At 72.3% G+C, this 11,353-nt stretch carries 12 protein-coding genes and 1 tRNA gene; 8 read left to right on the top strand and 5 right to left on the bottom strand.

What is annotated here, in order from left to right; translation table 11 throughout:
* The first annotated feature begins 69 nt into the window (after positions 1–69).
* From BJ981_RS19765 to BJ981_RS19750, 4 genes are all read left to right on the top strand, one after another.
* Positions 70–1,575, top strand: a complete 1,506-nt coding sequence (locus BJ981_RS19765) for a DUF2510 domain-containing protein (protein ID WP_184612790.1) — start codon at positions 70–72, stop codon at positions 1,573–1,575.
* A 21-nt stretch (positions 1,576–1,596) separates the two neighbouring features.
* The gene (gene orn / locus BJ981_RS19760) at positions 1,597–2,193 is read left to right on the top strand and encodes an oligoribonuclease (RefSeq protein ID WP_184612789.1); all 597 of its coding nucleotides are present in this window, start codon (positions 1,597–1,599) and stop codon (positions 2,191–2,193) included.
* Positions 2,194–2,264: 71 nt separating this feature from the next.
* A tRNA-His gene (locus BJ981_RS19755) sits at positions 2,265–2,337 on the top strand.
* A gap of 196 nt (positions 2,338–2,533) precedes the next feature.
* Positions 2,534–2,776, top strand: coding sequence for a helix-turn-helix domain-containing protein (locus BJ981_RS19750; RefSeq protein ID WP_184612788.1), 243 nt, complete (start codon positions 2,534–2,536; stop codon positions 2,774–2,776).
* Between the two features lie 66 nt (positions 2,777–2,842).
* On the opposite strand, the gene lat is transcribed toward BJ981_RS19750, so the two are convergent.
* Entirely contained in the window at positions 2,843–4,141 is a 1,299-nt protein-coding gene (gene lat / locus BJ981_RS19745) for an L-lysine 6-transaminase (protein WP_184612787.1), read from the bottom strand.
* 111 nt (positions 4,142–4,252) lie between these two features.
* Positions 4,253–4,852: an HdeD family acid-resistance protein gene (locus tag BJ981_RS19740; protein WP_184612786.1), complete on the bottom strand. Its 600-nt coding sequence runs from the start codon at positions 4,850–4,852 to the stop codon at positions 4,253–4,255.
* Between the two features lie 262 nt (positions 4,853–5,114).
* Between BJ981_RS19740 and BJ981_RS19735 the strand changes: the two genes are divergently transcribed.
* The gene (locus tag BJ981_RS19735; protein ID WP_239139678.1) at positions 5,115–6,320 is read left to right on the top strand and encodes a M20 metallopeptidase family protein; all 1,206 of its coding nucleotides are present in this window, start codon (positions 5,115–5,117) and stop codon (positions 6,318–6,320) included.
* Between the two features lie 4 nt (positions 6,321–6,324).
* Here the strand turns inward: BJ981_RS19735 and BJ981_RS19730 are convergent, their stop codons facing one another.
* On the bottom strand, positions 6,325–7,686 hold the full coding sequence (locus BJ981_RS19730) for an NTF2-like N-terminal transpeptidase domain-containing protein (protein WP_184612784.1): 1,362 nt from the start codon (positions 7,684–7,686) through the stop codon (positions 6,325–6,327).
* A 63-nt stretch (positions 7,687–7,749) separates the two neighbouring features.
* Between BJ981_RS19730 and BJ981_RS19725 the strand changes: the two genes are divergently transcribed.
* From BJ981_RS19725 to BJ981_RS19715, 3 genes are all read left to right on the top strand, one after another.
* Positions 7,750–8,601: a spermidine synthase gene (locus tag BJ981_RS19725; protein ID WP_372437027.1), complete on the top strand. Its 852-nt coding sequence runs from the start codon at positions 7,750–7,752 to the stop codon at positions 8,599–8,601.
* Between the two features lie 248 nt (positions 8,602–8,849).
* On the top strand, positions 8,850–9,617 hold the full coding sequence (locus BJ981_RS39240; RefSeq protein ID WP_184612782.1) for a TetR/AcrR family transcriptional regulator: 768 nt from the start codon (positions 8,850–8,852) through the stop codon (positions 9,615–9,617).
* A gap of 149 nt (positions 9,618–9,766) precedes the next feature.
* Positions 9,767–10,279: a GNAT family N-acetyltransferase gene (locus BJ981_RS19715; RefSeq protein WP_204070669.1), complete on the top strand. Its 513-nt coding sequence runs from the start codon at positions 9,767–9,769 to the stop codon at positions 10,277–10,279.
* 40 nt (positions 10,280–10,319) lie between these two features.
* Here the strand turns inward: BJ981_RS19715 and BJ981_RS19710 are convergent, their stop codons facing one another.
* A complete protein-coding gene (locus BJ981_RS19710) occupies positions 10,320–10,613 on the bottom strand; it encodes a 4a-hydroxytetrahydrobiopterin dehydratase (RefSeq protein ID WP_184612780.1) in 294 nt (97 codons plus the stop codon).
* 114 nt (positions 10,614–10,727) lie between these two features.
* Positions 10,728–11,306 (bottom strand): carboxymuconolactone decarboxylase family protein, encoded by a 579-nt coding sequence (locus BJ981_RS19705; RefSeq protein ID WP_184612779.1) that lies wholly within the window; start codon positions 11,304–11,306, stop codon positions 10,728–10,730.
* Positions 11,307–11,353 lie beyond the last annotated feature (47 nt).

Here is an 11,353-nt window from a genome sequence, read left to right as displayed (position 1 = left end):
GGGCGACCGGGGGGACCACCTTGCGCAGGCAAATGCGCGATAACTCCGTTTGTCACTATTCTGGCGGGCATGACGCAGACCCCCGCCGGCTGGTACCCCGACCCGTACGGAACCCCCCAACTGCGTTGGTGGGATGGCACGCAGTGGACCGATGCCACCCACCCGCTGGAGAGTTCCCCGGGGCAGAGCGGGCCGGTGTCCACCGGCCAGTGGGCGCAGCCGGGCCAGGCGGCACAGTCGGGACCCGGCGCGTCACCCCAGCCAGGTCCCGGCACGGGACCGCAGGGCTCGCCCGGCACGGGGCCGCACGGACAGCCCGGACAATCCGGCACGGGGCCGCAGGGGCAACCCGGCACAGGGCCGCAGACCCCGCCCGGAGGCCCGCAGCCCCAGACGGGGCCGCACCAGGCGCCTCCACCGCCGCCGCCGGGCGGCCAGGGACCGCAGGGCGCGGGGCCCCAGGGCGGGACGGGGCCGCAGTTCCTGCCGCAGGGGTCGCCGTACGGGGGGCAGCAGGGACCGGGGGACGGCCAGGGCCCGCAGGGCACCGCTCAGTACGCCCCTCCCGGGGCAGGAACAGGGCAGTTCCCCCCTCCCGGGACCGGCCAGTACGGACAACCCGGACAGCCGGGCCAGCCGGGTCCGTACGCGCAGCCTGACCAGTTCGCCCGGCCGGGAGCGCCGTACGGCGGGCCGGGGCAGCAGCAGTGGGGCGGGCAGGCCCCGGGCGCGACCGCGCAGTTCTCCGCGCCGGAGTTCGGCGGCCCGCCGCCTCCCGCGAAGAAGAACACGCTGCCGTGGGTGCTCGGCGGCGGCGCGCTGGTGATCCTCCTGGTGGTGGCCCTGGTGATCGGCGTCACCCTCGTCCGGCGGGGCGACGAGACCCCGGTGGCCGTGAACACCCCTGCCCCGAGCGAGACGATCGAGCCCTCGGACCCGCAGATCACGCCTCCGCTGGAGACGACGCCCACGCCTGAGCCGAGTCCCAGCACCACCGACTTCCCCACCGTCCTGCCCACGCCCAAGGACGGCGTGATCTCCGACCCGCGCACCGGGCTGTCGTACACCTACCCGGGTGACGACTGGCGGGTGCCGAGCTGGCAGGAATGGAACGGCAGCGGGCCGGCCGACAAACGGTTCCCGCAGTGGACCAGCGGCTATGAGATCACCTCCCAGAAGAACTACGACGGCGAGGACCACGACTGGGTGGGCCAGGTGTCGACCGCGCCGCTCCCGGAGATCTTCGAGTACACGGGCCCGGACGACCTGCGCAACACGGTCGGCCAGGTCATGATCACATATGACCGGGTCTTCTACGCGCCGCCGCACAAGCGCAAGGTCGTCAAGGAGACGGCCATGGAGGTGAGCGGCAAGAAGGCGTGGCTGATCCGGCTGGAGATGGACTTCACGGAAGCGGCCAAGAAGAGCGGCTGGAAGTTCCGCAAGGAGCAGGCGTTCTACCTGCTGGTCGACCAGGGGCAGGGGCGGCGACCTACGCTGATGTACGCCTCGATTCCGGACAATTTGGACACCGCGGTGATAGATCGCGTACTGGACTCTCTCAAAGCCTCCTGACCGGGCACTACGCTGAGCATTATGAGTGACCTGCTGGTCTGGATCGACTGCGAGATGACCGGGCTCGACCTCGGCCGTGACGCGCTCGTCGAGGTCGCGTGCGTCGTGACCGACGGCGAGTTGAATCAGCTCGACGAGGGTGTGGACGTCATCATCAAGCCCCCGCGGGAGGCTCTGGAGCAGATGTCGGAGGTCGTGCGCCAGATGCACACCTCCTCGGGCCTGCTCTCCGCCCTCGGCGAGGGCGTCACCCTCGCCGAGGCCGAGTCGACGATCCTGGAGTACATCCGGCGGCACGTCTCCGAGCCCAAGAAGGCGCCGCTCTGCGGCAACTCCATCTCCACCGACCGCTCCTTCATCGCGCGCGACATGCCCGCGGTCGACGCCTACCTGCACTACCGCATGGTGGACGTCTCCTCGGTCAAGGAGCTGGTCCGCCGCTGGTACCCGCGGGTCTACTTCGCCTCCCCGGCCAAGCAGGGGGGGCACCGCGCGCTGGCCGACATCACCGAGAGCGTGCAGGAGATGCGGTACTACCGCGCCGCCGTTTTCGTCCCCCAGCCCGGCCCCGATTCCGCGACCGCGCGCGAGGTCGCGGAGGCGATCACCGGATCTTGACCGTGCCGGGGCGCGAGAACCCCCGGAAGCCCGCTACACTTTTCCTGTGCCGCGACGCGATCGCGGTCATGGTGGGTGTAGCTCAGTTGGCAGAGCGCCAGGTTGTGGTCCTGGATGTCGTGGGTTCAAGTCCCATCACTCACCCGCGGAAGATGGCCGGTCCAAACGGACCGGCCATCACGCTTTTACTGGACAACCCCACCCTCTCCCGGCAAAAGTAGTCTTTCTCCCGCCGCAGGGGCCCAAAGAATGGGACGGCGGGCTATGCTCGCACAGAACCGCTACACCGCCAGCGCGGGGGGCTCGGCGATCTGACAATGTTCGCGCCACCGGAGGCCGGATGAGTGTCGATGACGCCACGTACAACGAGCACGCGCACACAGGGTTGAGCAAACGCGAGGCCGAGGTGATGGAGCTGATCGCGACCGGACATTCGAACGGGGAGATCGCACAGCGGCTCTTCCTCAGCGAGAAGACCGTGAAGAACCACGTCAATCGCATCTACTCGAAGCTCGGCGCCGATTCCCGGGTGACGGCCATCGGCCTGTGGCGGAGCCTGACCCCGGGACAGTCCCGCACCTGACGCCCCGCACGTCGTGACGACGCGAGGGGCGCCGGACGGATGCCAGGCGGGCCGGGGCGGGCTGCCTCAGGCCGGCACCGCCATGGCGTCCCGGGCCGCCGTCAGCGCGCGCCCGAACGCCGCGAGGCCCAGGTCGATCTCCTCCTCGCGCACCGACAGCGCCGGGCGGAGCCGCACCGAGCGCTCGCCGCACGGCAGGACGAGCACCCCTTGGTCCTCGCGCAGCGCGGCCACCAGGCGGTCCCTGCCGGTGGAGACGTCGAACGCGCACATGAGACCCCTGCCCCTGGCGTTGCTCACCAGCTCGGGGAACTCCTTCTCCAGGTCGCGCAGGCCGGCCAGCAGGCGCTGACCGAGCTCCCCGGCGCGCGGGATGAGCCCGTCCCGCTCGACGATCTCCAGCATGCGCCGGGAGCGCACCATGTCGACGAGGCCGCCTCCCCAGGTGGAGTTGATGCGGCCGCTCGTCAGGAAGACGTTGCCGGGCACCTCGTCCACCCTGCGGCCCGCCATGATCCCGCCGACCTGCACCTTCTTGGCGAAGGCCACGACGTCGGGCGCGAGGCCGAGCTGCTGGTAGGCCCACGGCGTGCCGGTGAGCCCCGCGCCGGTCTGCACCTCGTCCAGGACGAACAGGGCGTCGTGCTCGTGGCAGAGGCGCTGCATGGCCTGGAGGAACTCCGGGCGCATGTGGTTGTCGCCGCCCTCGCCCTGGATCGGCTCGGCGATGAAGCAGGCGATGTCGTGCGGGTGCGCCTCGAAGGCGGCCCCGGCCTGGTCCAGCGCCCTGCGCTCGGCCGCCTCGACGTCCCCGAAGTGGACGGCGGGCACGTCGATCCGCGGCCAATCGAAGAGGGGGAAGCGGTCGGTCTTGACCGGTTCGGTGTTGGTGAGGGAGAGGGTGTAGCCGCTGCGGCCGTGGAAGGCCCGGGTGAGGTGCAGCACCTTGCCGCCGAGCTCGCGGGGACGGCCGAGGGACTCGTTCCTGCGGCTCTTCCAGTCGAAGGCGCACTTGAGCGCGTTCTCGACGGCCAGCGCGCCGCCCTCGACGAAGAACAGGTGGGGGAGGTCGGGATCGCCGAGCACGCGGGCGAAGGTCTCGGCGAAGTCGGCGAGGTGGACGCTGTAGAGGTCGGAGTTGGCCGGTTTGTTGGAGGCGATCCTGCCGAGCAGGGCCAGGAACGCGGGGTCGTCGTCGAACGGGTTCACGCCGAGCGGGGCCGAGGCGAAGAAGGTGTAGAAGTCGAGGTACCGGCGGCCGGTGCCGCCGTCCACGATCCAGGACCCGCCGCTGCGCTCCAGATCCAGCTCCAGCCGATAGCCGTCGATGAGCAGGTGCCGCGAGAGACGTTCGAGGACGCTCATGTGCTCTCCTGGGTCGAAGGTGGCTGTGATTCCACTATTCCCGCAGGAGTTCATGAATATGTGAATAGTTTCCGGCGTAATCGATGAATTCAGAAAGATTTTCGGCGTGAGCTACATCGCGTGAGCGGCCGTGCTGCCCTCGGCCCCGCGGGGGCCGACGTCCCTGATCCGGTAGGCGAGCACCAGCAGCGCGACGCCGTACACGATCGCGAACAGGCCGATCAGCCAGGTCACCGCCAGCGCGCCCGTGGCGGGCCAGATGAAGAGCAGGATTCCGAAGATCACCGCCAGCACGCCGCTCGCCAGGTACGACCACTCGGCGTCGCCCGCCCTGCGGCGCCGGACCGCGGCGACGATCTCGGCCACGCCGATGACGACCGCGTAGACGGCGATCAGCAGGAGCAGCGCCAGCGCCGTGATGGCGGGCCAGAACCAGGCGATGAGGCCCGCGAGGATGCTGAGCACGCCGGAGACGACCATCCACGTCCGCGACTCGCGGGGATGGTCGCCGCGGAAGGCGTGACCGAGGGTGAGGGCGCCGCTGATGACCGCGAAGGCGCCGAAGAGCACCACCAGCGTCAGCAGCGTGATCAACGGCCAGATGATGGCCAGGACGCCGAACACCACCGCGCAGATCCCGCGCACGACGAGCATCCACCAGGCGAGGCGGCCCCTCGTCCCCACGACCGTGTGGTCGCCGATGTCACGCATCTCGTCCTCCTCGAACCACAGTCACAGCGCCCGCAGGCTTGGGCCATGGTGAGAAGGACGCGCATCGTTCGATATCGCTAATCCGGAGATGTTCCCCTCCATCACCACGTTTCCGTACTATCCGGAAAGGTGGCGAAACCAGCCCAAGGGATGGTCAAAAGCACCTCGGCGCGCGTCAAGTAACGGCATATCGTTTGAGGATCGTTTACCCGCGGGGGCGATGCGGGGACATGTCTGGCACAAGACCCGAGGAGGAGACGCGTTGTCACTTCGCGAAGCCGCCCACGACATCGGCGACGAGCTGGTCCGCCTGCGCCACGCGCTGCACCGCGAGCCGGAGCTCGGGCTGAACCTGCCGAGGACGCAGGAGAAGGTGCTCGCCGCGCTCGCGGGTCTTCCCCTCACCGTCTCCACGGGCAAGGGCCTCAGCTCGGTCACGGCCGTGCTGCGCGGCGCGCGACCGGGTCCGGCGGTCCTGCTGCGCGGGGACATGGACGCCCTGCCGGTGACCGAGCGCGGCGGCTCCCCCGTGGTCTCCGAGGTCCACGGGCGCATGCACGCCTGCGGCCACGACCTGCACACCACGATGCTCGCCGGCGCGGCCCACCTGCTCGCCGCCCGGCGCGACCGCCTCGCCGGAGACGTGGTGTTCATGTTCCAGCCGGGCGAGGAGGGCGCGGGCGGCGCCAAGATCATGATCGACGAGGGCGTGCTGGACGCCGCCGGGCGCCGTCCCGTCGCCGCCTACGCGCTGCACGTCATCAGCTCGGTGATCCCGCAGGGCACGTTCGTCAGCCGCGCCGGCCCCATCATGGCCGCGGCCGACCGTCTCCTCGTCACCGTGCGCGGCGCGGGCGGGCACGGCTCCACGCCGCACCGCGCGAGCGACCCCATCCCGGCCGCGTGCGAGATGGTCACCGCGCTGCAGACGATGGTGACCCGCGGCTTCGACGTCTTCGACCCCGTGGTCGTCACGGTGGGCAGCTTCCACGCCGGGACGGCCGACAACATCATCCCCGAGGAGGCCAGGTTCGAGGCGACGGTGCGCTCGTTCTCCGCCGAGGCGCACACCCGCGTCCAGGAGCGCATCCTGACGCTGCTGCACGGCATCGGCGCCGCGCACGGCCTCACCGTGGACGCCCACTACGACGTCAGCTACCCGGTGACCGTCAACGACCGGGGCGAGGCGGCCTTCGTCGGCGACACCGTGCGCGAGGTCTTCGACGAGCACCGCTACGTCACGGCCCCGCAGCCCTTCACCGGCGCGGAGGACTTCTCGTTCGTCTGCGACCAGGTGCCGTCGGCGTTCGTCGCCCTCGGCGCCTGCCCCACCGGGATCGACCCGGCACGCGCCGCCTACAACCACGCCCCCGAGGCGGCGTTCGACGACGCCGTGCTCGCCGACGGCGCGGCCCTGTACGCCGAGCTGGCCGAGCGCCGCCTCTCGCGGGAGGCCGAGACCGGCTGAGCCCTCAGAGGGCGTCCAGGAAGCGTACGGCGGCGGGGACGGCGCTCGCCGCGCCCGTGCCGCCGTTCTCGACGAACACCGCGAACGCCAGATCGCCCCGGTAGCCCACGCACCAGGCGTGGCCGGCGCCCGACTCGGCCGGAGCCGTGCCCGCGGCGCCCGCCACGCCCGGGGGCAGGCCGGCCGCGGTCCCGGCCGCCGCCATCATCCGCCGCAGCCACGCCGCCGGCTTGGCGGGCAGCCGCCGCGGCGCGGGACGGCGCGCCGTCTCCAGCCGCCCGACCGCGCGCTCGGACATCAGCCGCGGCGGGCGCCAGGCGCCGTTCCGCACGGCCGCCGCCATCAGCGCCATGCAGACGGGGGTGGCGGTCACCGCGTCGCGGCCGGCGGCGTCCACGGCCGGCGCGCCGGCGGTCCCGGCCGCGCGCACGGTGCCGCAGACCCCGCCGAAGCCGGACGTCAGGGCGCCGCCGAACCCGAGGCCCGCCGCCGCGCGCCGCAGCCCGCCGTCCTTGAGCCGCTCGACCACCAGACGGGCGAACGTCGCGGGGTAGGCCGTGTAGAAGGCGCCGAGGCCCGGCAGGCGGTCGGCCACGGCCAGCACCTCGCCCGTGGACGGGCGCACCGCGACGATCGCGGCCGGGGTGGCGAGGCCGTCCAGGGCGCGGGCCGCCGCGGCCTGCGTCCACCAGTCCACGGTCGTGCGCAGGGTGCGGTCCATGGGCGGGCGGAACACCACCAGGCTGCGGGACGTCCCGGTCCGCGTGGAGACCGCCTCGACGGCCCAGCCCGACGCCGGGTCCTCCTCGGCCAGGTCCACCCGGTGCGCCAGGCCGTCGAAGTACGCCTTGGCGCCGCTGTCGTGCGGCAGCGGCCTGCCCTGCCGGGTCAGCAGCTCGGTGCCCGGCAGGGAGATCCTCGCCAGGCGCAGGCGCTCGTCGGCGGCGACGCCGGGCAGGAGCGTCGCGGGCGTCCAGAGGACCTTCCAGGCGCCGTTCCTGACCGCCAGGTGCAGCACCGAGGAGAACCTCCACTCGCCGAGCTCCCCGATCTGCCGCACCCCCGTGAAGGGCAGGTCGGCGGCCTGCGCGCCGCGGGCCACGACGGCCCCGGGCGTCAGCTTGACCGACAGGACCTGGAGGTCGGTGCTGAACCGCCGGTGCGCCTCCAGGAAGTCCGCGGGCGGGGAGGCGACGAGCTCGCGCATCGCGACCGGGTTCCCGGTGGTCCAGGCGTCGAGGTAGGCCCTGCCGGTCGCCTCGGGGCTCCCGGTGACGCGGCGGGCGTCGGCGATGACGGCGGTGACCCCGGCGACCAGGAGCACCGCGCAGAGCGCGACGAGAGCGAGCAGTCCTCGGCGGCGCATACGGTTCTCCCATGGGTGCCGGGCATGGCACATCCGGATATACCAGAACCCGTGGGAGACCGTGTGGGCAAGCGCAAGTCCGAGCCGAGCCCCGTCTCCGGCCGCCATGCGGTGGACTCCGGCGAGGTCGAGCTGCTGCGCGACCTCGACCGGCCGAGCGGGTGGCTGCTGAGCATGGGCGGCGTGCCGCAGTCGTACGTGGACCTGGACGACCCGACGTACCTGGAGTTCGAGTACGTCCGGCTGATGGCCGACGTCATCGACGTGATCGAGGAGGGGCCGCTCGACGTCGTCCACGTGGGCGCGGGCGCCTGCACGCTGCCCCGGTACGTGGCCGCGACCCGGCCGGGCTCCCGGCACATCGTGATCGAGCCGGACGCCGCGCTGGTGCGGCTGGTCCGGGACCACCTGCGGCTGAGGTCGGTGCCGTCGCTGAAGGTGCGCGTCGCCGACGGCCGCTCCGGCGCCGCGGGGCTGCGGGACGCCTCGGCGGACCTGTTCGTGCTGGACGCCTTCACCGGGGCGACCATGCCGCTGGACCTGGCGACGGCCGAGTACATGGGCGACGTCGCGCGCGTGCTGAAGGACTCGGGCGTCCTGCTGGTGAACCTCGCCGACGGCAAGGGGCTGGCGTTCGCGCGCCGCGTCGTCGCGACCGTCCGGGGCACGTTCCGCCACGTCGCGCTGCTCGCCGAGCCCGGCGTCCTGCGGGGGCGCAGGTTCGGCAACCTGATCGTCGCCGCCTCCCCCGCTCCCCTGCCCCTCGCCTCGCTGACGCGGCGCGCCGCGGGAGGGCTCACCCAGGCCCGGTGCGTCGCCGAGGACGACCTGGTGAAGTTCGTCGCCGGCGCCCCGCCCATCAAGGACGGCGACGCCGTTCTCGCCCCCGTCCCCCCGCCCGACCTCTTCACCTGACCCCGGCCGGCCCACCCGCGTGTCCCTGACGCCGTGGGCGCGGGCCGTCACGCCGTGTGGACGCGAGTGGCACAGAGTATCCGTGAACTTTTTTCGTCAGCGGCAATCACAACCCCCTCTCCGGACGAATAAGACACGTGCGTCCAGGGGCGAATCCCGTCAGGGACCTCCTTCCGCCGGGCGCTCGTGTCCAGCACGTCCACATGACCGGGCCCGACGCCCAGGTCACGAGCGGAACGAGAGAGGTCATGACGACTCCCGACATGGAAACCCGCGTGCGCAGACAGGACGCGCGCACGCGCCAGGAGAGAGCCCACCGGATCTTGGACACCGCCGGTGAGCTGCTCCTGCGCTGGGGTTACGACAAGACCACGATCGACGACGTGGCACGCTCGGCGGGCGTGGCCAAGGGGACGATCTATCTGCACTGGAAGTCGCGCGAGGAGCTGTTCACCGCGCTCCTGCGCCGGGACCGGGTCCGGCTGCTGGAGCAGGTCCGCGACGGGCTCGCCCGGCGGCCCGGGGGCGTGAGCGTCCGTGAGCTCTTCCACCACCTGGCGCTCGGCCTGGCCCGGCGGCCTCTCGTGAAGGCGGTGCTGCTCGGTGACGTGAACGTCCTCGGCAAGCTGATCCACCAGAGGCCCGAGACGCGGGTCGCCGAGGGCATGCGCGCGCTGGCCGAGGCGTACCTGCGCATGCTGCGCGGGCAGCAGGCGGTCCGCACGGACCTGTCCCTGGCCGAGCAGGCCAACGTCATCGGCGCCACGCTGTACGGGTTCTTCCTCGCTCCGCCGCACATGCCCGCCGACCACCGCCTGCCGGAGGAGAGGACGGCCCAGCTCCTGGCCGACACCCTGCACCGCGCGCTGGCCCCCGGCCGCCAGCTCTCCCCCCATGAGCGGGCCACGGTCGCCCAGGCGACGCTCTCGTACCTGGAGGCGGCCGTGAACGTGGCCAAGGAGCAGCTCGAACTGTCGCTCACGCCGCCCGGGTCCGACGGGCGCGCGCGGACCTAGGCTCCGGCCCGCCCTACCCCGCTGGCCGCGTCCGGGCCCGTTCCCCAGCCGATGCCCGGCCCACCCCTCACGCGGCCGGCACATCCCCCTCCACCCGGCCGGTGGCGAATAACCTGCACGGTGTGGAAGAAGTCATTACTTATCTGGAAATGACCAGCCTGGATGACCTGCGCCCCTCGCCTCCCGTGGCAGGGCTGCGGCTCGAACGCGTGGCGGCCGACTCGCCCCTGATCCCCGACGTGCTGGCGCGCATCGGCGCCCCCCACGGCTGGCGCAGCGCGTCCAGGACCCCGCCGGAATGGGCGGAGTGGCTGTCGCACCCCTGGCGGCAGTACTGGCTGATCATGGAAGGCGCGCGGGTCGCCGGCATCACGGACATCGAGCCGCACCCCGGGGGCGACGTGGAGATCACGACGTTCGGCCTGCTGCCCGAGTTCGTGGGCAAGGGCCTCGGCGGGTACGCCCTGACGCTGGCCATCGCCCAGGCGTGGCGGACGGAGCCGCTGGAGGCCGGCGCGGTGCGGCGGGTCTGGCTGCACACCTCCACCAAGGACCACCCGAACGCGCTGCCCAACTACACCCGTCGCGGCCTTCGCCCGTATCGCACCGAGACCGTGTCCCCTGACGGCTCCCCCGGCGTATCCCCCGGCGGCCCCGCCTGAGTCCCTGACGGCGCGCCCGGCCGCCGTGACCCCTCGCGGGTCAGGCGCCGTGGTCGGCGGCGATGGCGTCGATGCGCGCGGCGAGCTTGAAGTCCGTCTCGGTCAGGCCCCCGGCGTCATGGGTGGTGAGCACGAGATGCAGCCGCCGCCAGCGGATGTCGATGTCGGGGTGGTGGTTCAGGTGCTCCGCCTGCTCGGCCACGTCGTTGACGATGGCGATGGCGGTGCGGAAGTCGGGCGCCGTGATCGTGCGCCGGATCTCGTCGCCCTCGCGCCGCCAGTCGGGCGTCTCGGCCAGCCGGGTGATGATCGCCGCGTCGTCCAGCCTGTCCATGCGGCCAGTCTCGCACGGGCCGGTGACATTTTCGTCCACCCCGCCGTCCGGCGGAGTTCGACGGGGTGGGATGCCTCCGGCCGGAGACCTCCGGCCGGAGGCGGGGCCCGGAGGTCAGGCGCCGGCGGTCTCGGCGTAGCGGCTCATGTAGCCCTCGGCGACGATCCGCTGGGCGGCCTGCTCGTACCCGGCGGGGTCGTCGGGGGCCCAGGTGCCGAGGCCGTCCACGTAGCGGTTGTACATGCAGAACGCGGCGGCGATGAGGACGGTGTCGTGGATCTCCAGGTCGGTGGCGCCGGTCGCGCGGGCGGCGGCGACGTCCTCCGCGGTCACGGCCTTGCCGCCCTGCTGGACGGCTCCGGCGATGCGCAGCAGGGCCTTGAGCTTGTCCGACACCGGGGCGCTGCCGAGGTCGCCGCAGGTGTCGGCGACCGTCTGCGCGCCCCCGGGGAGCTGGGCGGCGGCGAAGGCGGCGTGCGAGGTGGAACAGAACTTGCAGGCGTTCAGCGAGGACACGTAGGTGGCGATGAGCTCGCGCTCGCCGCGGGTGAGGGTGTTGTCCGGATGGGAGATCGTCTCCTCGTCCCTGAGCAGTGTCTCGGCCAGCCGGCTCAGCGTCCTGCCGGTCTCGGGCCGGTACTCCATGAGCCCGCCGACGCCCGGGGACTCGTTACCCAACTCGATGTACGCCACGTCGGCCTCCTGAACGCGCGCCCGCGCCCGCCGGGGCCGGCGGGCGC

Origin of the sequence: Sphaerisporangium krabiense, assembly GCF_014200435.1 — a bacterium.
Taxonomy (GTDB): domain Bacteria; phylum Actinomycetota; class Actinomycetes; order Streptosporangiales; family Streptosporangiaceae; genus Sphaerisporangium; species Sphaerisporangium krabiense.
The sequence above is the reverse complement of the archived record's forward strand: the minus strand, read 5'-3'. Positions and strand labels throughout refer to the sequence as shown.